Raw genomic sequence first — 22,395 nt, 5'->3', positions numbered from 1 at the left:
CCGGTTCAGCCGCGCGGCGCGGTGTTGGTGGCGGCCTGGTCGGGCGCGGCGTCCATCGGCACCACGGTGGGCGCGACCTCGGCGCCGGGGCGCAGGCGTTGCAGGCCGCTCACGACCACGCGGTCGCCGGCGACGAGGCCGCGCTCGACCACGCGCTGGTTGCCGACCGCCGCGCCGAGCACTACCTCGCGGTGGGCGACATGGTTGTCGGCATCGACGACGAGCACGAACTTGCGGTCCTGGTCGGTGCCGATCGCGCGTTCGTTCACGAGCAGCACCTCGCTCGCGCGCGGCCGGCCGAGGCGGATGCGCGCGAACTGGCCCGGCATGAGCGCGCCGTCGGCGTTGTCGAACACGGCGCGCACGCGCACCGTGCCGCTGCGGGCATCGACCTGGTTGTCGATGAGTTGCAGGTGGCCGGTGATGGTCGCGGCGGCGGAGGCGGTGGCGGCGATCTCGACGGGGATGCGGTCGATGGCGAGGCGCTGGGGCGCGGTGTCGCGCCTGGCGGCGTCGGCGGTCTTGGCTGTGGCGCCGGCAGCGCCGCGCCCGTCGAGCGCCGCGAGCGCACGCGTCACCGCCGGCTCGTCCACGTCGAAGCTCGCGTAGATCGGGCTGACCGACACCAGCGTTGTGAGTACCGGCCCGTCCGGCCCGGCGGAGACGAGGTTGCCGACCGTGATCTCCACCTTGCCGACCCGGCCCGCGACCGGCGCGCGCACTTGCGTGTAGCCGAGGTCGAGCCGCGCGATCTGGAGCGCGGCCTCGGCGGCGCGCAGATCGGCTTCGGCCCCGCGCGCGGCGTTCTCGCTCGCGTCGAGTTCTCGCTCGGCGATCGCGCGCTCGTCCCAGAGGCGGCGCGAGCGGTCGCGCTCGGTCGTCGCCTGGCTCAGCCGCGCGCGGGCGCTCGCCATCTGGGCCTCGGCGCGCGCGACGGCGGCCGCGTAGGGCGCGGGGTCGATCGTGAACAGCAGATCGCCGGCCGCGACGAGCGCGCCCTCGCGGAAATGCACCGACTGGATCGCGCCCGCGACGCGCGGCCGCAGTTCGACGCGCTGCACGGCTTCGAGCCGGCCCGGATAGTCGTCCCAGAGCGTGACCGCGCGCGGCTCGATGACGGCGACGGAGGCCGGGATCGCGGCCGGCTGGGCGGCCGGCGCGGCGGCGACCGCATCCGCATGCGGCTGGAACGCGACGATCGCGCCACCGGCGACGAACGCCGTGGCGACGGACAGGACGGCCACGCGCCGCCGCGTGGAACCTAAGCTCGCAAAGATGGATTTCATGTTCTGATTCTCGGAAGTGGGAGTTCGCGCCATGGAGCACGCCCGAATGCTGCCAGCAAGGCAGGTGCGGGGCACTCCGGTTTGTGCGATGCAGTGTAGGAATCCCACCCCGGGCGGCAGTTGAACGATCGCGGGCAGGTTTTGCACGATCCAGCGAACGCCGCTGAAAGGCATGCGAGCCGGGCGGCAGTCGCGGCGCCCGGCTTCCGGTCGCCTCGCCAGACGATTGCGCAAGGGCAATCGGGCGCCCGCAGCTGCCGATGCATGGCAGCAGGGGCTGCGGTTTGCCCGCTGGCCCGCATGTTTTGCATGATCCTGCGCGGCTGTCGGACGGCAGATGACGCAGGCCGGCGGCCGGCCTAGGCTGCGCCGATGCTCAATACGCCGCCCTGCCTGCCTGCCGCCACGGCCGTCGATCCGCTCGAAGTGATCGTGCTGCGCGCCGAACTCGCCTCCCATATCGAACGCCTCACGCGTCAGCGCGACGGCGCGCATGAAAGCGTCATTCCGCGCGTCTGGTTCGCGCGGCTGTCGCATGCCAACCATCCCCAGCATGTCGTGCACGAGCCGGCGCTGTGCGTGCTGGCCCAGGGCAGCAAGCGCGTGCTGCTCGGCAGCGACGTGTACGTGTACGACCCGAACCAGTTCCTCGTGGTATCGCAGAACCTGCCGGTCGCGAGCCAGGTGATCGACGCGACGCCCGAGTCGCCCTATCTCGGCGTGCGCATCGACCTCGACCCGAAGGAGATCACCTCGCTCGCGCTGGAGCTGGGCGAGCGCATCGCGCCGCCGACCTGCGCCTGCCAGCGCGGCATCTCCACCGGCGACCTCACGCCCAGCCTGCTCGACGCGGTGCTGCGCCTCGTGCGGCTGGCCGACACGCCGGCCGACATCGCGCTGCTCGCGCCGCTGATCCAGCGCGAGATCCTCTACCGCCTGCTCACCTCGCCGCTCGGCTGGAAGCTGGCCCAGCTCGCCGCCGCCGAGAGCAACAGCCACCGCATCGCGCGCGCGATCAACTGGCTGCGCGCCAACTTCGACGCGCCGCTGCGCATCGACGAACTCGCGCGCGAGGTGCACATGAGCGCGTCGTCGCTGCACCACCATTTCAAGGCGGTCACGGCGATGAGCCCGCTCCAGTACCAGAAGCAGCTGCGTCTGCAGGAAGCGCGCCGCGTGATGCTGGCCGAGCATGTGGACGCCGGCACCGCGAGCCGGCGTGTCGGCTACGAAAGCCAGTCGCAGTTCACGCGCGAGTACTCGCGGTTCTTCGGCGAGCCGCCGGTGCGCGACATCCGCCGGTTGCGCGAGGCGCAGATGCGCGGCTGAGCACGGATGTGACGAGGTCGCAAGCGCGGCGGACCGGGCGCCGCCGACGCGCGACAATCGGGCCATCCGATTTCATCTGCCCGATTCCATGCCCGAGACGACCGACATCCTCCGCACCCGCCTTGCCGCCCTGCGCGACGACCGGACCCGTCTGCGCGAGCAGATCGCCGAACTCGACCGCCAGCGCGCCGAGCTTGCGTCCACGCTCGAACGCGTGGACGGCGCGATCGCGGCGATCGTCGAGGTGCTCGCGACGCCGCCGGCCCGCGACTGACGCGCGCCGGCGCTGACGCCTGCGGCGCGACGGCCGGATGCCGCGTGCCGCCGCGTCGGCGCAACCCTCACTCTGCCACGCGGTACTTCGCGAGCCAGTGCGCGTAAGGCGCCGGCAGCACCCAGCTCGGCCGCTCGATGCCGAGCGTCAGCGCCGCGTGATACGGCCAGTGCGGATTGGCCAGATGCGCGCGGCCGACCATCACCAGATCCATCTGCTCGCGTTCGATCACGCGGTTGGCGACCGACGGCGAATCGATGCCCCAGCTCGACGCCACGGCAATGCCGGCCTCGCGCCGCACGCGTTGCGCGATCGGCGCGAGGAAGGCCGGCCCCCAGGGAATGCGCGTCTCGGCGATCGTGAAATTCACGCTCACGTTCAGCAGGTCGAGGCCGCCGTCGCGGAAGTCGCGCACCAGCCGGATCGACTCGGCCAGCGTGGCCTCGTCATTGCCGTCGTACTCGATCACGCCGAAGCGCGCCGTCAGCGGCAGGTGCTCCGGCCACACGGCGCGCACCGCCGCGAGCGTCTCGCGCAGGAAGCGGCTGCGGCCGGTGTAGTCGCCGCCGTAGCCGTCGCCGCGGCGATTGCTGTGCGGCGAGAAGAAGCTCTGCGCGAGATAGCCATGGGCGAAGTGCAGCTCCAGCCATTCGAAGCCGGCGGCCAGCGCGCGCTTCGCGGCCGCGACGTAGTCGGCGGTGACGCGCGCGATGTCGTCGGCCGTCATCTCGCGCGGCACGCGCGGCAGGCCGTGGCCGTAGGCGACGGCCGAGGGCGCGATCGGCTGCCAGCCGCGCGGGTCGCCCTCGGCGATGTGGTCGTCGCCTTCCCAGGGGCGGTTGGCGCTCGCCTTGCGGCCGGCATGCGCGATCTGGATGCCGGGCACGGCGCCGCCGGCCTTGATCGCGGCGGCGAGCGGTGCAAGCGCTGTCATCTGCGCGTCGTTCCAGAGGCCGAGGCAGGCCGGCGTGATGCGGCCCTCGGGCGAGACGCCGGTCGCCTCGACGATGACGAGGCCGGCGCCGCCGCGCGCGAGGCCCGCGTAGTGCGACAGATGCCAGTCGTTGGCGAGGCCGTCGGTGGCGCTGTACTGGCACATTGGCGGCACGGCGATGCGGTTGCGCAGCGTGACGCCCTTGAGCGTGAAGGGGGAGAAGAGGCCGGGCATTCGGTTGTCCTTGGGCGGGGCGGAGTTCAGCGGGCGGCGTCGGCCTCGAGGTGGCCGATGAAGGCGTCGGCCAGCGCCTTGTCGGAGAAGGGGTTCTGGCCGGTGATCAGTTCGCGGTCGACGACCACGTGCGGCTGCCAGACGGGCGCGAAGTCCATCGCGCCGCCGGCGCCGGCCATCGCGGCGGCCGGGTAGTAGCGGATGCGGCGGCCGTCGAGCGAGCCCTCGAACACCTGCTCCTCGGGCGTCGAGAAGATCGTCATGCGGTAGCCGGCATAGAGCCAGTGTCCCGCGGCCGGATGCCGGCCCGCGACCAGCGCCGACTCGTAGCCGCGCGCGTCGTCCTGGGCCGAGAGCAGCGCGATCGGGCCGTGGCAGATCGCCGCCGTCGGCTTGGCCCGAGCGTGGAAGTGCGCAAGCAGACGGCCGACGCGCGGGTTGTTGGCGAGGTCGATGAGCGGCGCGTGGCCGCCCGGAATGAAGATGCCCGCGTACTGGTCGAGGTCGCCCGCGAGCACCTCGTCAAGCGCGCGCGGCGCGGGCAGGCCGGCCACGACGGATTCGATGCGGCGCATTTCGGCGGCATCGCCGCCGAAGTACTGCGGCGTGACCGAGTTGCCGTCGACGCTCGCCGCATTGCCGCGCGGCGTGACCGGCACCAGCTCATAGCCGGCCTTGAGCAGCCGGTCGGCCGGCACGCCGAATTCGTTGAGGTAGTAGCCGGTGGCATAGGCCGGGCCGCTCGCGAGCGGCAGTTGCGTCTCGCTCGACAGCAGCACGAGCACGCGGCCCTTGCCGGCGGCGAAGGCCGGGCCGCCGGCCAGCATGGCGACCAGGGCAAACGAGGCGAGGAAGCGTTGCATGCGTTGTTCTCCTTCTTTTCTTGATGGGCAGCCCGGGGCTGCATGACGGGCGCCAGTCTAGGAAGAGGAATGCATAATGAAAACCGTTTGCCGCTTATTGCATTGATAAGACTTCGTGATGCTCAACGCCCAATGCCTGCGCAGCTTCCGCGCGCTTTGCGAGACCGGCGGTTTCACCCGCGCGGCCGATCAGCTTGGCCTGACCCAGGCCGCCGTGAGCCAGCACATCGCGCGGCTGGAGGCCGAACTCGGGCCGCTGCTGGTGCGCCGGCCGCGCCAGTTCGAGCTGACGCCGGCCGGCGAGGCGTTGCGCGGCTACTGCGACGAACTCGACGCCGCCGACCAGCGCCTGCAATGCCGGCTGCACGACCGTGCCGCCGAGGTCGGCGAAATCGCCATCACGACGCCGGGCAGCATCGGGCTGGCGGTCTATCCGCTGCTGCTCGACTGGCAGGCGCAACGGCCGGGCCTCGTGATCCGGCACCGCTTCGCGCCCGACGACGACGTGATCGAGGCGGTGCTCGCCCAGCGCTACGAAGTCGGCCTGGTCGCGCGCCGGCCCGACGACGACCGCCTGCTCGCCGAGCCCTTCGCCGAGGAGGTGCTCGAGCTCGTGGTGCCGGCGGGCGCGCCGGCCTGCACCTGGGACGACCTCGCGGCGCTCGGCTACATCGACCATCCCGACGGCCAGGCGATGGCGGGGCGGCTGCTGCCGCGTCTGCTGCCGGGCTGCCCGAGCGTGCGGGCGCTGCCGCAGCACGGCTTCATCAACCAGGTGGGGCTGATCCTCGAACCGGTGGCGCGCGGCCTGGGCTTTGCCGTGCTGCCGCGCCATGCGCGCCGCGCCTTCGCGCGCCAGGACGAGATCCGCGTGGTCGATTGCGGCCCGCCCGTGATCGACACGCTCTATCTGCTGCGCCGCGCCGAATGGCCGCTCACCGAGCGCACTCGGGCGGCGATGGACTGGCTGAAGCTCAGGCTTGATGTAACAGCCTAAGCTGCAAAAACGAGCCAAAGAACGAAGAACGGCGCTGCCGCGCCGTCGGCGCACGGCAGCGGAAGCAGGCGGAAGGCGCGGCGCCGTCGGCGGCAGGCGAGGGCGGTACTCAGCGCCCCCGGAAGGTCATCTGCTGCTCGACGCCGTACACGCGCATCTTTCCCAGCTCCAGCAGCGGGTTGACGTAGCGGTTGCTGCGCAGCTTGCGGACGATGCCGCGATGGTCGTCCACGGCGACGCGCTCCAGCCCCGGCGCGGCGGCCAGCACCAGTCCGCCTTCGTAGAAGCGCACGCGGCGCGGCTTGTCGTCATGGCGGCTGTACACATGCGCGGCCAGATCGACGAAGGGCGCGTGGCTCACGAGCTTGCCCTCGGGATGCGCGCGCAGCCAGTCCGACAGCCGTTCCTGGTCGGCCACCTCGACCGTCGTGCGAACGCTTGCAACGAAGTCGGCCACGTTCGTGAAGCTGCGTGAATCCTTGGCCTCGCAGCGCACGACCGTCACGCGCTCGACGCCGAACAGCACCTTCGGCAGCTTCATCCAGCGCGGCACGCGGCCGCGGCAGTTGTCGTTGATGTGGGCCTCGATCGATCCGCAGAGGTTGCACAGCGCCTCGGCCCAGCCGCGCACCGCGTCGTCGCTGCCGAGAAAGATCGGCAGCCCTTCGAGCGCGCGGGAAAGACCGGGCGGCTCCGGGTTCCACCATTGCGCGCGCCAGGCCTCGATGTAGTGCTGGGGCGGGGCGTCGGCGAAGGGCTTGCCGGCGCGGTCGCGGGCGGGCAGGGCGGCTGCGCCGGTCGGGTTATCGAGGCTGAGCGACATGATCGGACTCCGCTGCATCAATGGGACGCGGGGGATTGTCGGTGCCTCGGGGCCGGGTTCACAAGATGAAAGCCGTGTCCGTCGAGAGCGACGGCGCCGGGGGGCGGGGTTGCAAGCGCTTTCAGGCCTGCCGGCTGAATCCGCCGCCGGCATCACCGCCGATGTCCGTCGTGCCGGCGGCGGTGTAGAGCGCGGCGGTCGCGCCCGCCTCGGCGCCAGGGGCCGTGCCGGAGGCGGGCAGGGCGCGCTCGGCGTCGGCGAGCTGGCGGCGGGCCTCGTCGTCGCCTTCGTGCAGGCGGGTGCGGGCGAGGGCAATGACTTCGCGCAGCAGGCAACGGGCGGCTTCGAGCTGGCGCTGGAGGGCGGAGCCGTCGCTGCCGGTGGCTGCGTCGCGTGCGGTGCGAGGGGCGGCGCGGCTGTCGTCGCGGGCGGCGGCGGATGTGCGCGGGGTGTCGGCGGCGGTGCTGTTGGCCCTGGCCGGGTCTTCCGCGGAAGCGTTCTTGTCGTCGTCTGGCACGGCGGCACCGGTCGTGACTGGCGGCTCGGTGCCGGCAGTGCCGGCGGTTGCGGCGCCATCGTCCGGGGCCGCTTCGCCGGCTTCAGCCGCCGTGTTCGCATTGGTCGATGAGCCGGACGGCGAAAGGGCCGCGCCGCTTGCGGTGCCGCTGCTTCCGGCCATTCCGGCAGCGCGAGCGGCCTGGGCCAGTTCGCCTGCGAGGCCGCTGATCTCTCGCGCGATCAGCCTTGCCTGCCGGGGGCTGGCGTGCCGCAGCAGCATCTTCAGTTCCATCAGGCGGGCCTGGAGGCGGCCGATCTTGTCGGCGGCGCGTTGCCGGGCGATCTGCCTTGCGTCGGGCGGGTTGCCGAGCCGGTTCAGCGCCTGGGCCAGCGTCTGCCGCTGGCGCGCGATGCGCGCGTCGCGGGCAGTGGCCGGATCGGCCGTGGACGTGCCGAGGGCCGACGCGGAGGGCAGGGATGTCGTGATGTTCATTGCGCGGGCATGAGCGGTATCGCCTTGCCGGCTATTCACGGCGTGGGGCGTGCGGACTGAACTGCCGGCTGCCGGGCGGTTCACCGGCCGGCGCGGGAGTGGGACGGAAGGGTCGCGCGTGAGTGGCGGCCCCGCTGTCGTGAAGGGGGTCGTCTGCCGCGCGGGAACATTCAACATGGGCTGTACATCCAGCTTGCGTGATCGCCCCACGCGCCGGTACGGGCCGTCAGACGTCATGGGCGGCGGAGAGCGCCAGCCCGAGCCGTCCCGCCAGCGCGGCGAGTTCGTCACCCAGTTGCCGCGCCTCGGGCGCGAGCGCGGTCACGTCCGGCGTGCCGGATACCGTCAGCTCGAATTCCTCGACGCGGCGTCGGAAGGCGGTCGCGCCGATCGCCGCGCAGGCGCCACGCAAGGAATGGCAGCTCGCCAGCCAGGGCACGCCGGGGTCGGGCCATTGCAGCCGCGCGAGCGCCGGGTCGCCGTCGCGATAGGTGGCGACGAAGCGGCTGACGACGCGCATCAGCACCTCGGCGCTGCCGCCGGCCTGAGGCAGGGCGAGCGCCAGATCGAGATCGGGCGTGGCGAAGCGGGGAGCGCTGTCGCGGGACGAACGCGGCGCTTCGGCGAGCAGTTGCCCCGCGCCCGGCAGCCAGTGCAGCAGCGTCGCGAACAGCGCCTGCGGATCGACGGGCTTGCCGACGTGGTCGTTCATGCCGGCGGCAAGGCAGGCCGCGCGGTCCTCGCCGGAAGCATTGGCCGTCATCGCGACGATCGGCAGCCGCGTGAAGCCGTCGGCGCGCAGCCGCCGGGTTGCTTCCAGGCCGTCGATGCCGGGCATCTGCACATCCATCAGCACGAGGTCGTGATGGCCGGCGTTCACCTGGGCGATCGCGCTGGCGCCGTCGGGGGCGACATCGACGAGCAGGCCGGCGCCGGTGAGCAGGTCGGCGGCGATCTCGCGGTTGACCGGGTTGTCGTCGACGACGAGCACCCGGCGGCCGGCGCCGTGCGCGCGCAACTCGGCCTCGCCGCGTGCCGACGTGGTGATGGCTGCCGGCGCGGACGCTGTGCCGGACGCGGGATCGCTCGCGGCACCCGGAACAGCGTCGGTGCGGGCCGCATCTCCGGCGTCGGACGCGAGTCCGAGCCAGGCGGTGAACCAGAAGCAGCTCCCTTTGCCGAGCACGCTCTTGACGCCGGTATCGCCGCCCATGAGCCGAGCGAACCGCCGCGTGAGCGCGAGGCCGAGGCCGGTGCCGCCGTGGCGCCGGCCGCTGGTGCCGTCGAGCTGGGCGAAGTCGGTGAACAGCTCGCCGATCTGCCCGGCGGCGATGCCCACGCCGGTATCGCTCACCTCGAAACGCAGCAGTACCCGGCCGTCGGCACGCGCGGCTTCCCTCGCGCCGAGGCGCACCGAGCCGGCGTCGGTGAACCTGACTGCGTTGGACAGCAGGTTGATGAGCGCCTGCGCGAGCCGCAGCCGGTCGCCGTTCAGGCGGCGCGGCAGGCCGGCGTCGGCGTCGAGCAGCAGGTCGAGGGACTTGTCTCGCGCCGCGCCGCGCACCATGTCGAGTGCCTGGTCGAGCAGGCTGTCGAGCGCGAATTCGCCCGGCTCCAGCGTCATCTTCCCGGCCTCCAGCTTCGACAGGTCGAGGATGTCGTTGACGATGCCGAGCAGATGGCGCGCCGCGTCATCGAGCCGGCGCAGGCGAGCGCGCGGCCCCTCGTCGGCGATCTCGCGCATGAGCAGATGCGCGAGGCCGAGGATGGCGTTCATCGGCGTGCGGATCTCGTGGCTCATGTTGGCGAGGAAGAGGCTCTTGGCGCGCACGGCGGTCTCGGCGGCGTCGCGCGCGACTTCGAGTTCATGCGTGCGCCGGGCGACCCGCTCTTCCAGCGTGGCGCGGGCGCGCTCCAGGTCTTCGGCGATGCGCTTGCGCTCGGTGATGTCCTCCTGGATCGACAGGTAGTGCGTGGGCTGGCCGGCGGCGTCGCGGATGGCGGCGACGACGGCGAGCGCCACATAGCGGCTGCCGTCGGCGCGGCGGTTGATGAATTCGCCGCGCCAGGGCCGGCTCGCGTCGAGCGCGCGCCAGAGGTCGGCATAGGTGTCGGCCGGCGTGAGGCCGGCGCCGAGAAAGCGCGGATCGCGGCCGAGCACGTCGTCGCGCGCATGGCCCGTGTGGGCGGTGAAGGCCGGGTTCACATACTCGATGCGGCCGTCGATGCCGGTGAGGATGACGCTCGCCGGGTTCTGCTCGACCGCCTGCGCGAGCTTGCGGGCCTCGGCCTCGGCATGCAGCCGGGCGGTGATGTCGAGCGAGATGCGGCACACGAAGCGCGCCCGGCCGAAGGCGTCGAGCACCGGGAACATCTGCGACATGAAGGTGCGCGGCTCGCCATCGACGACCACCACTTCCTCGATGGAATGGCGCGCGAGCGTCGACAGCACGCGCGCATCGTTGGCGCGGTACTGCTCGGCGGCGTCGTGCGGGTAGAGCGCGAAATCGTCCAGCCCGACGATCTCGGCCTCGCTGCGGCCATGGATGCGCTGGAGATTGGGATTGGCCAGCACGTAGCGGCCGTCGCGGTCCTTGATGGACAGCGCCGCCGGCGAGTTGCCGACGATGGCGGCGAGCGCCGCGTCGCGGTCGCGCGACGACAGGCCGGGCGGCAGACCGGCTACCCGCCCGCGCCGCCACCGACGCAGCAGCGAGACGCCCGCCATGCCCAGCGCCGCGACCGCCAGGCCGGCGATGAAATTAGACATAAGAAACATCGTACGTGTCGCCACCGACGGAATGCCTAAGCTGTCCGGGCCCGCACTTTCCCGGTCAAGGCGCGCAATGTCCGGATACAGCTTCCGCACATCGCCGCAACAAGCCGGCAATGCGCGGCCAGCACTTTCGGCGCCGCGCGTTGGCAGGTCCGGATGGTTCCGGCGAGGCCGTCGAGGCGGTCCCTGACCGGGGCCATCGACGGGTCGCCGGTCCTGTTGCTGCACACTACGCGCCGACGCCAGCCAGCCGTTGCACGCCAGCCAGCAGAGTCGACTCTGCCCGTCCTCCCCCGGCTTCTTTCGCGCGCAACCCAGATGAACATCCTCCTCCGTCCCGCGCCCGCGCCTGCCGCGCGCCGCGTTTCCGTCCGGCTTCGTCCCATCGCCCTGGGCCTCGCGGCCTGCCTGCCGGCCCTCGCGGCCGCCCAGCAGGCCGATCCGGCAACCGCCACGGCCGGGCCCGCGCCGGGCGACGCGATACGCCTCGACACGGTGCGCGTCACCGCCGAAGGCTCGAACGCGCTCGACGCGCGGCGCTATTCCACCGCGCCCAAATCCATCGTCACGCGCGAGGAGATCCTCCAGTTCGGCGACAGCAACGTGGGCGACGTGCTCAAGCGCCTGCCGGGCGTGACCGTCGGCGGCCCGCCGGGACGGCCCGGCGGCGAGATCCGCATGCGCGGCATGGGCGGCGGCTACACCCAGATCCTCGTCAACGGCGAGCGCATGCCGCCCGGCTTCTCCATCGACACGCTGTCGCCCGAGCAGATCGAGCGCATCGAGGTCATGAAGGCGCCGACCGCCGAGTTCGGCACGCGCGCGATCGCCGGCACCATCAACATCGTGCTGAGCGAGCCGCTGCGCCAGACCTTCAACGAGGTGAAGCTCGAAACCGGCTTCGAGCGCGGGCATTTCACCGAGCGCGCCTCGCTGCTGCACAACGACGAGTTCGGCGCCGGCAACCGCTACAACGTCAACGCCAACGTCTTCCATTCCGAGCAGCTGACCGAGACCGCCACCCGCACCGTCACCTACGACGCCGACGGCAACCCGATTGCCGAGCGCGACGAGACGGCGCGCGGCATCGGCCGGCGCGACGGCGTGCACCTGGGCGGCCGCGTGCAATGGAAGCTCGACGGCGGAGACCAGATCGTGTTCATGCCCTTCCTCGCCGCATCGCGCAGCAGCAGCACGACCGACTCCTGGCTCGCCCAGCCGCTCGGCACCGCGCCCTACGCCACCAGCCACACCGACGCCGACAGCAGCGACACCAGCCTGCGTCTCAACACCCAGTGGCAGCAGCGCATCAACGACAGCGGCGGCAAGCACCAGCTCGAACTGAGCCTCGGCGGCTCGGAGTCGCGCGGCGATTCGCAGCGCGGCGAATACGGCTCCGACGGCGCGCTCACGCGCACGCTCGACGCCACCAGCCGCAGCCAGGACCGCTCGGCCAAGGCCAAGGGCAAGCTGACCCAGCCGCTCGGCGACAGCCACAGCTTCGTCGCCGGCTGGGAAGCCGAACAGAGCTGGAACCACCAGCGCCGCACGTCCTACGACAACGGCGTGTCGCAACTCGCCGACGTGGGCGAGTACGCGCAGGCCAAGGTGCGCACCCTCGCCGGCTATGCCCAGGACGAATGGGACATCAACCCCCACTGGTCGGCCTATGCCGGCCTGCGCTGGGAACAGATCCTCACGCGCAGCAGCCTCGGCGGCAGCGACATCGAGAACAGCAGCGCCGTGTGGTCGCCGCTGTTCCACGTCGCGTGGAAGCCCGACGAGAACGCGCGCGACGTGGTGCGTCTGAGCCTCACGCGCAGCTACAAGCCGCCGCGCGCCAACCAGCTCGCGCGCCTGCCGGTGCTCAGCACCCGCCCCAACGACCCGAGCAATCCCGACAGCGCCGGCAACGCGGCGCTCAAGCCCGAGCTCGCCACCGGCATCGACCTCGCGTGGGAGCACTACTTCGGCAAGCGCAGCGTCACGAGCATCGGCGTGTTCCAGCGCGACATCAGCAACTTCATCCGCACGACGACGAGCCTGCAAACGGTTGCATGGTCGGACACGCCGCGCTGGGTGTCGCGGCCCGAGAACATCGGCGACGCGGTCACGCGCGGCATCGAGCTGGAGGCGCGCAGCGGCCTCGACGAGATGTTCGACGGCATGCCGATGGTGAACGTGAAGGCCAGCCTCAGCCTCTACCGCTCGCATGTGGACAGCATCGCCGGGCCGTACAACCAGATCGACCAGCAGCCGCGCGCCCAGGGCGGCCTGAGCATCGACGGTCGGGTGCCCGGCACGCCGCTCACGCTCGGCGGCAGCCTGAGCTGGACGCCGGTGACGCGCATCCAGAGCGCCGACAACCAGCTTGCGCGCACCGGCACCAAGATGCTCGTGGACGTGTTCGGCGCCTGGACGCTGTCGGGCACGTCGCAGCTGCGGCTGTCGGTCGCCAACCTCACGGGCCGCGACTACGAGACCGGCAGCAGCATCACGGCGCCGAGCCAGGGCATCACCCAGGTGGTGTCGAGCACGCAGCGCACAAACCCGATCGTGTCGCTGCGCTGGGAAGTCAAGATCTGACGGCGATTGCGGGCTTGTTGCGTGAGCGTTGATTCACAACAACAAGCTTCACTAAATCTTGAGAATCGTTATCATTTACTAAACGTCATCAAGAGCTGGAACCCAGGTTTCCCCCCAGGCAGGGCTCGCGGTCGTTGGAACCAATCCGACTACTCCCCCTGCCTGGAAACCTGGTCATGGCCATCATCAAGAGCCGCAAGCATGCGGCTGCCTCCTCCCTCGCATTTGCCGCTCCGGCGGTCGGTCTCCTGCTCGGCGCGGCGCTGCCGGCCACGTCTCTGGCGCAATCCGCCGGCAATCGCGGCGACGCCGCCACCCTGCCCGCCATCAGCGTGAAGGGCGAACGCGAGAGCGACTACAAGGTCGAGAAGTCGGCCTCGGCCAAGGCCACCGCGCCGCTGCTCGACACGCCGCGCACCCAGCAGGTCATCACCAAGGAAGTGCTTCAGGAACAGGGCGCGGCCACGCTCATGGACGCGCTGCGCAACACCCCGGGCATCACGATGCAGCTCGGCGAGAACGGCAACAGCTCGGCCGGCGACGCCTTCTACATGCGCGGCTTCTCGACCCAGACCTCGACCTTCGTCGACGGCATCCGCGATCTCGGCGCGGTCACGCGCGACGTGTTCAACCTCGAGCAGGTCGAAGTGGTGCGCGGCCCCTCGGGCTCGGACAGCGGCCGCGGCTCGGCCTCGGGCTACATCAATCTCATCTCCAAGCTGCCGGGCCAGGACGATTTCGTCGGCGCCGACTTCACCGCCGGCACGGCCAACCAGAAGCGCGTGACCGCCGACGTCAACAAGAGTTTCGCCAACCGCGAAGGCGCGCTGCGGCTCAACGTCATGACCCAGGACAGCGACGTGCCGGGCCGCGACGAGGTGAAGAACAAGGGCACGGCCATCGCGCCGTCGGTGGCCTTCGGCCTCGGCACGCCGTCGCGCGTGTACCTGTATTCGCAGCACGTGCGCCAGGACAACGTGCCCGATGGCGGCATCCCGACCATCGGCATGAAGGGCTTCTACAACTCGGCGCTCGCCGGTCTCAATCCGGCCAAGGTCGATCGCTCGAACTACTACGGCGGCAAGGGCGACTACGAGAAGGTCGATGCCGACATGGTGTCGCTGAAGTTCGAGCACGACTTCGGCGCCGACGCGCGCGTCACCAGCCTCACGCGCTACGGCAAGACGCACATGGACCGCGTGATGACCGGCATCAACGCGCTCACCATCACCAACGTCGCCGATCCGTCGACCTGGACCGTCGCGCGCACCCGCCAGCGCGTCGACCAGACCAACGAGATCCTCGCCAACCAGACCACGCTCAAGCTCGAAGGCGAACTCGGCGGCCTGCGCCACAGCTTCGCGGGCGGCTTCGAGCTGATGTACGAGCGCCAGAAGACGCTCGGCTTCGGCACCACCGCCCAGACCATCAACGGCAGCAACTACACGGCCGTGACGATCACGCCGGCCAGTCTCTACAGCCCCAACAGCGGCGACGCGCTCGGCATTCCCTACGCGACCGGCGCCAACACCGAAGGCAAGGTGACGACGACCGCGCTCTACCTGTTCGACACCCTGCATCTGAGCGAGGAATGGAAGCTGAGCCTGGGCGGTCGCCTGGAGCGCTACGACCTGACGACCAACAGCGGCACGATCGTCACCGGCGGCAGCACCGGCAACTCGGCCACCTACCCGGGCTATGCGGTCGGCAGCATCGCGCCGACCTCGCTGAGCAAGGCCGAGAACCTGTTCAGCTGGAACGCCGGCCTGGTCTACAAGCCGGTGCCCGAAGGCTCGATCTACATCGCGACGGCCAACAGCTACACGCCGCCGGGCAGCGCCAACTTCACGCTGAGCTCCACCACCACCAACCAGGCCAGCCCCACGCTCGACCCGCAGGAAACCACGCACTACGAAGTGGGCACGAAGTGGGAACTGCTCGACCGGCGCCTGAACGTCAACGCCGCCGCCTACCGCACCACCAACGACAAGCAGACGTCGTATGACGCGGCCACCAACGAGACGCGTCAGTTCGGCAAGACGCGGGTGCAGGGCGTGGAACTCTCGGCCGTGGGCCAGATCACCAACTTCTGGCAGGTGACGGCCGGCGTGTCGAAGATGGACACCAAGGCGCTCGACAGCTACAGCCGCAACACCACCACCGGCGTCGTCACGAGCACGACCGGCGTGCGCTGGTCGCCCGACTGGTCGGCCACGCTCTGGACCTCGTACACGCTTGACGCCTTCACGCTCGGCGGCGGCGCGACCTACATGTCGAAGCTCCAGCGCAGCATCTCGTCGGGTGACGTGGCCGGGCAGACCAACCTGCCCGAGATCGACGGCTACACGGTGTTCAACCTCATGGGCGCCTGGCGCGTCAACCGCAACCTCAACCTGCGCCTGAACGTCTACAACCTGTTCGACAAGGAATACGTGATGGCGCCCAACAACAGCGGCGCCCGCATCGTGCTCGGCGCGCCGCGCTACGCGACCGTCACCGCCAGCCTGATGTTCTGAGGCGGAGCCGCGTGATGCCGCAAGCCGATGCCGCCCTGCGCCGCGCCGCCTGGCTCAAGACCCTGCTGCGCTGGCACTGGATCAGCTCGGCGCTCTGCCTGGTCGCGCTGCTGGCCTTCAGCTTCACCGGCATCACGCTCAATCACGCGGCCTCGATCCCCGCCCGGCCCGAGGTGACCAACCTGCAGGCCGATCTGCCCGACGCGCTGCGCGCCAGCCTCGCCGCCCACGACGGCGAAGCGCCCGGGCCGCTGCCCGAGGCCGTCGCCGGCTGGCTGGAGTCGCGCTGGCGCGTGGCGCTGGCGGGCCGCGACGCCGAATGGTCGGCCGACGAGGTCTATCTGCCGCTGCCGCGTCCGGGCGGCGACGCCTGGCTGCGCATCGACCGCGAGACTGGCGCGGCCGAGTACGAGCGCACCGATCGCGGCTGGATCTCCTGGCTCAACGACCTGCACAAGGGCCGCCATGCCGGGCCGGTGTGGGGCTGGTTTATCGACCTGTTCGCCGTCGCCTGCCTGGTGTTCTCGATCACCGGGCTGCTGATCCTGCAAGCGCATGCGGCGCGGCGGCCTTCGGTCTGGCCCGTGACCGGGCTGGGGCTCGTGATCCCCGTGCTGTTGCTGTTGCTGTTCGTCCATTGAGACGGGCCGCCCCCAAGTCCTGAAGCGAAAGGAAACGCAGGATGTCCTCCTCCCCCGTGATCCGCGCGGCCGTGATCGGCGCGGCAGCCAGCGCGCTGCCGGCCGGCGCCGCCGAGCTGCAACTCAATGTCGAGATCCCGAAGCTCGACGTGGCCGAGTACCACCGCCCCTACGTGGCGGCCTGGCTCGAACGCGCGGACGGCCAGGCCTTCGCCGGCCATCTGGCGGTCTGGTACGACCAGAAGAAGCCCAACGCGGGCGGCACCAAGTGGCTCAACGAGCTGCGCCAGTGGTGGCGCAAGGGCGGCCGCGCGCTGAGCGTGCCGGCCGACGGCATCACCGGCGCGACGCGCGCGCCGGGCCAGCAGGCGATCAACCTGTCGGCGGCACCCGCGATCGCGGCGCTGCCGGCGGGCCGCTACGAGGTGGTGGTGGAAGCCGCGCGCGAATCGGGCGGCCGCGAGGTGCTGCGCCTGCCGCTGCAATGGCCGCCCGCCAAGGCGGATGAACAACGCGTGAAGGGCGAGCACGAGCTGGGTGCCGTGTCGCTCGTCGCCAAGCCCTGAGGTTGCCGATGAAGACTGCAAGCCTTTGCAAGCCGGCCCTGGCCGGCACCGCCCGCCACGCCACGACCGGCGCCGCCCCGGCCCGTCAGCCCCGCGCGACCGCGCGCGCCGCCTTCGCCCGCCACGCGCTCGCCGCCCTGCTGCTCGCCGCCCTGCCCTGGGCGGCGCAGGCGCACCGCACCTGGCTGCTGCCCACGGCCACCGTGGTCGAGGGCAAGGACCCGGTCGCCGTCATCGACGCCGCGGTGTCGGAAGACCTGTTCGTGTTCGAGCGCGCGCTCCAGCTCGACAAGCTGAGCGCCGTCGGCCCCAAGGGCGAGACGCTCGCGCCCGAGGCGGTCACCACGGCGCGTCACCGTTCGAGCTTCGAGGTCAAGCTCGGCGAGCCGGGCACCTATCGCATCGGCAACCTGTCGCGCCAGGCGATGGCGAGCTGGAAGGTCGGCGACGAGACGAAGCGCTGGCGCGGCAAGCCCGAGGAGCTGGCCAAGGCCGTCCCGGCCGGGGCCCAGGTGCTGGGCGTGACCGTGGCCGACAACCGCCTCGAAACCTTCGTCAGCCGCGACGAGCCGGGCGCCAGCGTGCCGCCCGCGCCGGCCGACGGCATCGCGCTCCAGCCGCTCGATCCGGTCACCGATCTGAGCAGCGGCGACAGCACCCGCTTCGTGCTGCTCATGGACGGCAAGCCGCTGGCCGACACCGTGGTCACGGTGCTGCGCGGCGGCAACCGCTACCGCTACAAGCTCGGCGAGCTGACGCTGCGCACCGACGCCAGGGGCCAGTTCACCGTGGCCTGGCCCGAGCCGGGCCAGTACTGGATCGGCGCGAGCTGGTCGGCGGCCCGACCCGAGGGCGGCGCGCCGGGCACCGGCGGCACGGTCGAGGCGCCGCTGCGGCGCGCCGGCTATGCCGCGACCTTCGAGGTGCTGCCGCGCTGAGATGACGATGGACCGCGCCGATCCCACCGCCGAGCCGGCGCCGCCGGCCGACGCGCCGCCGTCGGCGGCCGTCGTCGCGCCGCCCGATGCCGACCTTGCGGCGGCCGATCTCCGGCTGCTGCTGCCGGCCGTGATCGACCCCGAACCGCTGCCGCCGGGCGCGGCGCGGCTGCATCTGGCGGGGCGCGCGATGGGCACGACCTGGGCGGTCGATTGCGCGGCGCCGCGTTCGCTTGACGCCGAGCGGCTGCGGCCGGGCATCGAGGCGGTCATCGCGCGCGTGGTCGCGCAGATGAGCCCCTGGGAGCCGGAGTCCGATCTCAACCGCTGGGGCGCGGCGCCGGCCGGCGCTCGCCTGCGCCTGCCGGCCGATCTGGACTGCGTGCTGCGCGACGCGATCGACATCGCGCGCGCGAGCGGCGGCGCCTTCGACCCGACCGCCGCGCCGCTGGTCGGGCTCTGGGGCTTCGGTCCCGGCCGGCGTCATGACGCACCCAGCTTCACGCCGCCGACCGCCGCCGATCTGGCCACCGCGCGCATCGGCTGGCGGCAGCTGCGCATCGACGCCGATGGCCGGCTCGGCCAGCCCGGCGGCCTCGCGCTCGACCTCTGCGGCATCGCCAAGGGGCACGCGGTGGACGCCGTGTCCGACTGGCTGCGCGGCTGCGGTCTCGCGCATCACCTGGTGGAGATCGGCGGCGAGCTGCGCGGCGCGGGCATGCGCCCCGACGCCCAGCCCTGGTGGGTCGAGCTGGAACGGCCCGATCCGGCCTGCCCCATGCCGCCGGCGCGCATCGCGCTGCACGGCCTCGCGGTCGCCACCTCGGGCGACGCGCGCCGCTGCTGGAGCCAGGACGGCCGGCGCCGTTCGCACACGATCGACCCGCGCAGCCGGCGCCCGGTCGAGCATGACGTGGCCTCGGTCACGGTCATCCATCCGTCCTGCCGGCGCGCCGACGGCTGGGCCACGGCGCTGCTGGTCGCGGGCGTGGACGAGGGCCTCGCGCTCGCCGCGCGCCACGGCCTCGCCGCGATCTGGATCGAGCGGCTGGCCGACGGCTGGCGCGAAACCTGGAGCGCCGCCGCGCGGGAGCTGCTCGCATGATCGACACGCTGCTGTTCCAGCCCGAACGCCTCGGCGCCGCGCTCGGCCTGCTGCTCGGCTACGGCCTGCTCTGTGCCGGCTGCGCGCGTCAGGCGCGCCGGCTGGCGCGCGACGCGGGCGGCCACGCCCGGCGCGGCGACGACGGCACGCCGCCGGCCGACCATGCGTCCGACCGCGCCTGGCCGCCGGCTTCCGCCGGCCCGACCGCGTTCGCCGCCGGATCAGCCGATCCCGCCGGCCCCGACTGGCTCGTCGCCTACGCGAGCCAGACCGGCACCGTCGCCGCCTGGGCCGAACAGACCGCGCGACTGCTGCGCGCCGCCGGCGCCCGCGCCCGGGTCGCGAGCCTGTGCGAACTGACGCCCGCCGCGCTCGCGCGCGAGGAGCGCGCCCTCATCCTCGTCAGCACCGCCGGCCAGGGCGATCCGCCCGACGACGCGCTCGGCTTCGCCAGCGACTGCTTCGAGCGTGACGGCGCGCTCGCCCTCGACGGACTGCGCTACGGCCTGCTCGCCGCCGGCGACAGCGACTACCCGGTCTTCTGCGGCTTCGGCCGCTGGCTCGACCACTGGCTGCTCGCGCACGGCGCGCGGCCCTGCTTCGAACGCGTCGAGGTCGATCGCGGCGACGCGACGGCGCTCGCGCTCTGGCAGCGCCGGATCGGCGCGCTCGCCGCGCGCGAGGCCGGACCGGGCACCGTCATCGCGTCGGTCGCGTCCGTGCCGGGCCCCGACGCCGCGGCCGGCACGGATGCCGATGCCCGCGCCGCGACCGACGTCGACGACGGCGTCGCGCCGGGCAACGACGCCGCCACCTTCGCCGAACCCGCGTTCTCGCCCTGGCGCCTCGTGGCGCGGCATCGGCTCAATCCCGGCAGCATCGGCGAGCCGGTCTGCCATCTGCTGCTCGAAGCGCCCGACGCCGACGCGCGCGGCTGGCAGGCCGGCGATCTGGTCGAGCTGCGCGCCCCCGGCGACGGCGGCCGGGCGCGGCGCTACACCGTGTGCAACGCGCCCGGCGCCGACGGCCGCATCGAGCTGCTCGTGCGGCGCCACCGGCGTGACGACGGCGGCATCGGCATCGCCTCGGGCTGGCTCACCGGCGGCCTCGCGCCGGGCGGCGAAGTCAGGCTCAGGCTGCGCGCCCATCCGTCCTTCCGCATCGGCGCCAATGCCGGACGGCCGCTCGTGCTGATCGGCAGCGGCACCGGCATGGCCGGGCTGCGCGCGCACTGGCAGGCCCGCGCCGACGCCGTCGCCAGCGCTGGCGCCGCCGCGCCGGCCGCCGCGCCGGTCTGGCTGCTGTTCGGCGAGCGCCAGCGCGAGCGCGACGCCTTCTTCGCCGACGAGATCGCCGCCGCCCTCGCCGACGGCCGGCTCGCCCGCGCCGATCTCGCCTTCTCGCGCGACGCCGCCGGCACGCCCGCCGCCGCGCCGCGCCATGTGCAGGACCTGCTCCACGCCGAAGCCGACCGCCTGCGCGACTGGGTCGACGCCGGCGCCGCGCTCTACGTCTGCGGCCGGCTCGCCGGCATGGGCGAAGGCGTGGACGGCGCGCTGCGCGAACTGCTCGGCGGTGCCGCCGTGGATGCGCTCGCGCGCGCCGGCCGCTACCGCCGCGACCTTTACTGACCCGCCCTGCAAGCCTTTGCAGACCAATCATCGTTCCCAAGAGGAGGAAGCCGCCATGACCGCCAGCACCGCGCAAGACCCGTCCTGCCTCGCGCCCGGCGCCGAAGCCCTGTTCACCACCGCCCTCGTGCGTCCCGCCACCGGCGGCCGGCGCCTGAGCAGCGCCGAGCTGTTCGAGCAGACGCGCGAGATCGAGATCGAGCACAACGGCGCGATCTACCGGCTGCGCATCACGTCGATGGGACGGCTCATCCTCACCAAGTAGCGCGGCCGCGCGCGGGGCGCGTCGGACCCGGGCCGGGTCGCGCGGCCCGGCATCCGGCGCCGGTCAGCGCGCCGCCAGCGCCGCGGGCAGCCCGAGCAGCGCCGGATGCCGCCCGCCCGCGCCGGCCATCACCGCCGCGCGCAGCGCCATCGCGCAGGCCGTCACGGCCGACGGCCCGGCGCCCGACGGCAGGGCCAGATAGCCGAAGTCCTTGGCCAGCAGCTCGATCGTGAAACCGCCCGGCGTCTGCCCGGCCGCGACGATGCCGCCGAAGCGGTTGACGATCGGGCTCGCGACCAGCGTCCGGGCGAAATGCGCCGCCGCCGTCGCGGGCGCCAGCCCCTCGGCCTCGGCCATGCCGAGCAGCTCGCCGAAGGCGAACAGCTGCACGCCGAGCATCGCGTTGACGAAGAGCTTGAGCGCCATGCCGGTGCCCGGCGCGCCCGCGTGCAACACCTCCGGACCGAGATCGCGCAGCAGCGGCGTGACGCGCGCCAGATCGGTCGCGTCGGCGCCCACGAGCCACACGAGCTGGCGCGCCTCGGCCTGGGGCACCGAACCCGACACCGGCGCATCGACCAGCCGCCGGCCGGCGGCCGCGAAGGTCGCGGCCAGCTCGCGGGTCCAGGCCGGCGACAGCGTCGAGCATTCGAGCGCGACGGCATCGACACCGAGACCGCGCAGCGCGCCCTGGCCGGCGCCGAGCCAGACCTCGCGCGAGGCCGCGTCGTCGCGCAGCATCGACACCACGAAGTCGGCGCCCTCGGCGGCGGCGGCCGGCGTCGCGTGGGCGATCGCGCCGGCCTCGATCAGCGGCGCCAGCCTCGCGGCATCGCGGTTCCACACCGCGACCTCATGCCCCGCCGCGAGCCAGCCGCGCGCGAAGCGCGATCCCATCGCGCCGGTGCCGAGCACCGCGACGCGGCTCATCGCGCGGCTCCGGCGGCATGGCGGCGCGCCCAGCCGATGAGTTCGTCGGGTTCGGCGCGCTGGCGGTAGTCGGTCTCGACGCGGGCCTCGCGCACGATGCCGTCGGCGCCGACGAGAAAGGCCGCCGCGAGCGGCAGCGTGGCGCTGTCGTCGCCGTTGCTCGACGCCAGATCGACGCCGAAGCCGGCGTACAGCGCGCGGTGCTCGGCATCGAGCGCGAAGCGCAGGCCGAAGCTGGCCGCCACCTCGTTGCCGGCATCGCTCAGCACCGGAAAGCCGAGCGCGAGCCGGCGCGCCATCGACCACGACACCTCGGGCAGCTGGGGCGAGATCGCCACCAGCGTGGCGCCGGCGGCCGCGATCTCGGCCAGCCGCGACTGGAGCGCGCGCAGCAGCAGATTGCAGTAGGGGCACCACTCGCCGCGATAGAACACGAGCAGCAGCGGCCCGCGCGCGAGCAGCGTGGCGCTGGTGACGGCGGCGCCCGTGGCGTCGGGCAGCGCGAAGGCGGGGATGGCGTCGCCGGGGCGCGGCGCGTGATTGCCGGCCAAGGCCAGCGCGGCGATGCCGCGCTCGATGGTGGCGCTTGCCTCGGCGGGCAGCATGCCGGCCACGCGAGCGGCCAGCGCGGAAAGTTCATCGCGGAGCATGGAGGAGTCCTGGAGTCGGGGAGCCGATTGCGGTCGGCACGAGGGCCGCCGCGCCGCGCG

At 72.5% G+C, this 22,395-nt stretch carries 19 protein-coding genes; 11 read left to right on the top strand and 8 right to left on the bottom strand.

Translation table 11 applies throughout. The features are described from left to right. Nucleotides 1–5: 5 nt before the first annotated feature. Nucleotides 6–1,286, bottom strand: a complete 1,281-nt coding sequence (locus H566_RS24595; protein ID WP_034411487.1) for an efflux RND transporter periplasmic adaptor subunit — start codon at nucleotides 1,284–1,286, stop codon at nucleotides 6–8. 372 nt (nucleotides 1,287–1,658) lie between these two features. Between H566_RS24595 and H566_RS0111445 the strand changes: the two genes are divergently transcribed. Both H566_RS0111445 and H566_RS0111440 read left to right on the top strand, forming a co-directional pair. Further along, nucleotides 1,659–2,615, top strand: coding sequence for an AraC family transcriptional regulator (locus tag H566_RS0111445; protein ID WP_051378667.1), 957 nt, complete (start codon nucleotides 1,659–1,661; stop codon nucleotides 2,613–2,615). Between the two features lie 88 nt (nucleotides 2,616–2,703). Then, entirely contained in the window at nucleotides 2,704–2,889 is a 186-nt protein-coding gene (locus H566_RS0111440; protein ID WP_028311538.1) for a hypothetical protein, read from the top strand. A gap of 67 nt (nucleotides 2,890–2,956) precedes the next feature. Here the strand turns inward: H566_RS0111440 and H566_RS0111435 are convergent, their stop codons facing one another. Together H566_RS0111435 and H566_RS0111430 are read right to left on the bottom strand one after the other, a co-directional pair. Then, nucleotides 2,957–4,057, bottom strand: coding sequence for an NADH:flavin oxidoreductase/NADH oxidase (locus tag H566_RS0111435; protein WP_028311537.1), 1,101 nt, complete (start codon nucleotides 4,055–4,057; stop codon nucleotides 2,957–2,959). 26 nt (nucleotides 4,058–4,083) lie between these two features. After that, nucleotides 4,084–4,920: a type 1 glutamine amidotransferase domain-containing protein gene (locus H566_RS0111430; protein WP_028311536.1), complete on the bottom strand. Its 837-nt coding sequence runs from the start codon at nucleotides 4,918–4,920 to the stop codon at nucleotides 4,084–4,086. Between the two features lie 118 nt (nucleotides 4,921–5,038). Between H566_RS0111430 and H566_RS24590 the strand changes: the two genes are divergently transcribed. Then, nucleotides 5,039–5,917: a LysR family transcriptional regulator gene (locus tag H566_RS24590; protein WP_034411485.1), complete on the top strand. Its 879-nt coding sequence runs from the start codon at nucleotides 5,039–5,041 to the stop codon at nucleotides 5,915–5,917. Nucleotides 5,918–6,026: 109 nt separating this feature from the next. On the opposite strand, the gene H566_RS0111420 is transcribed toward H566_RS24590, so the two are convergent. The 3 genes from H566_RS0111420 to H566_RS24585 form a co-directional block, all read right to left on the bottom strand. Further along, on the bottom strand, nucleotides 6,027–6,740 hold the full coding sequence (locus H566_RS0111420; protein WP_156924398.1) for a hypothetical protein: 714 nt from the start codon (nucleotides 6,738–6,740) through the stop codon (nucleotides 6,027–6,029). 121 nt (nucleotides 6,741–6,861) lie between these two features. Further along, a complete protein-coding gene (locus tag H566_RS0111415) occupies nucleotides 6,862–7,815 on the bottom strand; it encodes a hypothetical protein (RefSeq protein ID WP_156924397.1) in 954 nt (317 codons plus the stop codon). A gap of 142 nt (nucleotides 7,816–7,957) precedes the next feature. Further along, on the bottom strand, nucleotides 7,958–10,501 hold the full coding sequence (locus H566_RS24585; protein WP_051378666.1) for a PAS domain-containing hybrid sensor histidine kinase/response regulator: 2,544 nt from the start codon (nucleotides 10,499–10,501) through the stop codon (nucleotides 7,958–7,960). 324 nt (nucleotides 10,502–10,825) lie between these two features. On the opposite strand from H566_RS24585, the gene H566_RS0111400 reads away from it, so the two are divergent. From H566_RS0111400 to hemP, 8 genes are all read left to right on the top strand, one after another. Then, nucleotides 10,826–13,093: a TonB-dependent receptor plug domain-containing protein gene (locus H566_RS0111400; RefSeq protein WP_051378665.1), complete on the top strand. Its 2,268-nt coding sequence runs from the start codon at nucleotides 10,826–10,828 to the stop codon at nucleotides 13,091–13,093. A gap of 176 nt (nucleotides 13,094–13,269) precedes the next feature. Next, on the top strand, nucleotides 13,270–15,609 hold the full coding sequence (locus H566_RS0111395; protein ID WP_028311532.1) for a catecholate siderophore receptor Fiu: 2,340 nt from the start codon (nucleotides 13,270–13,272) through the stop codon (nucleotides 15,607–15,609). A gap of 14 nt (nucleotides 15,610–15,623) precedes the next feature. After that, nucleotides 15,624–16,250 carry a PepSY-associated TM helix domain-containing protein gene (locus H566_RS0111390; RefSeq protein WP_028311531.1) on the top strand — a complete coding sequence of 209 codons (627 nt, stop codon included), beginning with the start codon at nucleotides 15,624–15,626 and terminating at the stop codon, nucleotides 16,248–16,250. A 41-nt stretch (nucleotides 16,251–16,291) separates the two neighbouring features. Next, the gene (locus H566_RS0111385) at nucleotides 16,292–16,816 is read left to right on the top strand and encodes a DUF2271 domain-containing protein (protein ID WP_034411482.1); all 525 of its coding nucleotides are present in this window, start codon (nucleotides 16,292–16,294) and stop codon (nucleotides 16,814–16,816) included. An 8-nt stretch (nucleotides 16,817–16,824) separates the two neighbouring features. Continuing rightward, nucleotides 16,825–17,754: a DUF4198 domain-containing protein gene (locus H566_RS0111380; RefSeq protein WP_051378664.1), complete on the top strand. Its 930-nt coding sequence runs from the start codon at nucleotides 16,825–16,827 to the stop codon at nucleotides 17,752–17,754. A gap of 7 nt (nucleotides 17,755–17,761) precedes the next feature. Further along, the gene (locus H566_RS0111375) at nucleotides 17,762–18,859 is read left to right on the top strand and encodes an FAD:protein FMN transferase (protein WP_084545082.1); all 1,098 of its coding nucleotides are present in this window, start codon (nucleotides 17,762–17,764) and stop codon (nucleotides 18,857–18,859) included. Beyond that, the gene (locus tag H566_RS0111370) at nucleotides 18,856–20,490 is read left to right on the top strand and encodes a sulfite reductase subunit alpha (RefSeq protein ID WP_051378663.1); all 1,635 of its coding nucleotides are present in this window, start codon (nucleotides 18,856–18,858) and stop codon (nucleotides 20,488–20,490) included. Before H566_RS0111375 ends, H566_RS0111370 begins: the two co-directional genes overlap by 4 nt. A gap of 55 nt (nucleotides 20,491–20,545) precedes the next feature. Next, nucleotides 20,546–20,755, top strand: coding sequence for a hemin uptake protein HemP (gene hemP / locus H566_RS29425; protein WP_034411480.1), 210 nt, complete (start codon nucleotides 20,546–20,548; stop codon nucleotides 20,753–20,755). Between the two features lie 63 nt (nucleotides 20,756–20,818). Here the strand turns inward: hemP and H566_RS24575 are convergent, their stop codons facing one another. Next, the gene (locus tag H566_RS24575; protein ID WP_034411478.1) at nucleotides 20,819–21,685 is read right to left on the bottom strand and encodes an NAD(P)-dependent oxidoreductase; all 867 of its coding nucleotides are present in this window, start codon (nucleotides 21,683–21,685) and stop codon (nucleotides 20,819–20,821) included. After that, nucleotides 21,682–22,335, bottom strand: coding sequence for a peroxiredoxin-like family protein (locus H566_RS24570; RefSeq protein ID WP_034411476.1), 654 nt, complete (start codon nucleotides 22,333–22,335; stop codon nucleotides 21,682–21,684). Before H566_RS24570 ends, H566_RS24575 begins: the two co-directional genes overlap by 4 nt. Between the last annotated feature and the right edge of the window lie 60 nt (nucleotides 22,336–22,395).

Source organism: Derxia gummosa DSM 723, assembly GCF_000482785.1.
In the GTDB taxonomy this organism is placed as follows: Bacteria; Pseudomonadota; Gammaproteobacteria; order Burkholderiales; family Burkholderiaceae_E; genus Derxia; species Derxia gummosa.
This window is presented reverse-complemented; position numbering and strand designations above follow the sequence as displayed.

Bases quoted from the DNA above. Each gene is read 5' to 3' on its own strand.
- H566_RS24595 (WP_034411487.1), bottom strand. From the start codon at position 1,286: ATGAAATCCATCTTTGCGAGCTTAGGTTCCACGCGGCGGCGCGTGGCC.
- H566_RS0111445 (WP_051378667.1), top strand. From the start codon at position 1,659: ATGCTCAATACGCCGCCCTGCCTGCCTGCCGCCACGGCCGTCGATCCG.
- H566_RS0111440 (WP_028311538.1), top strand. From the start codon at position 2,704: ATGCCCGAGACGACCGACATCCTCCGCACCCGCCTTGCCGCCCTGCGC.
- H566_RS0111435 (WP_028311537.1), bottom strand. From the start codon at position 4,057: ATGCCCGGCCTCTTCTCCCCCTTCACGCTCAAGGGCGTCACGCTGCGC.
- H566_RS0111430 (WP_028311536.1), bottom strand. From the start codon at position 4,920: ATGCAACGCTTCCTCGCCTCGTTTGCCCTGGTCGCCATGCTGGCCGGC.
- H566_RS24590 (WP_034411485.1), top strand. From the start codon at position 5,039: ATGCTCAACGCCCAATGCCTGCGCAGCTTCCGCGCGCTTTGCGAGACC.
- H566_RS0111420 (WP_156924398.1), bottom strand. From the start codon at position 6,740: ATGTCGCTCAGCCTCGATAACCCGACCGGCGCAGCCGCCCTGCCCGCC.
- H566_RS24585 (WP_051378666.1), bottom strand. From the start codon at position 10,501: ATGTCTAATTTCATCGCCGGCCTGGCGGTCGCGGCGCTGGGCATGGCG.
- H566_RS0111400 (WP_051378665.1), top strand. From the start codon at position 10,826: ATGAACATCCTCCTCCGTCCCGCGCCCGCGCCTGCCGCGCGCCGCGTT.
- H566_RS0111395 (WP_028311532.1), top strand. From the start codon at position 13,270: ATGGCCATCATCAAGAGCCGCAAGCATGCGGCTGCCTCCTCCCTCGCA.
- H566_RS0111390 (WP_028311531.1), top strand. From the start codon at position 15,624: ATGCCGCAAGCCGATGCCGCCCTGCGCCGCGCCGCCTGGCTCAAGACC.
- H566_RS0111385 (WP_034411482.1), top strand. From the start codon at position 16,292: ATGTCCTCCTCCCCCGTGATCCGCGCGGCCGTGATCGGCGCGGCAGCC.
- H566_RS0111380 (WP_051378664.1), top strand. From the start codon at position 16,825: ATGAAGACTGCAAGCCTTTGCAAGCCGGCCCTGGCCGGCACCGCCCGC.
- H566_RS0111375 (WP_084545082.1), top strand. From the start codon at position 17,762: ATGGACCGCGCCGATCCCACCGCCGAGCCGGCGCCGCCGGCCGACGCG.
- H566_RS0111370 (WP_051378663.1), top strand. From the start codon at position 18,856: ATGATCGACACGCTGCTGTTCCAGCCCGAACGCCTCGGCGCCGCGCTC.
- hemP (WP_034411480.1), top strand. From the start codon at position 20,546: ATGACCGCCAGCACCGCGCAAGACCCGTCCTGCCTCGCGCCCGGCGCC.
- H566_RS24575 (WP_034411478.1), bottom strand. From the start codon at position 21,685: ATGAGCCGCGTCGCGGTGCTCGGCACCGGCGCGATGGGATCGCGCTTC.
- H566_RS24570 (WP_034411476.1), bottom strand. From the start codon at position 22,335: ATGCTCCGCGATGAACTTTCCGCGCTGGCCGCTCGCGTGGCCGGCATG.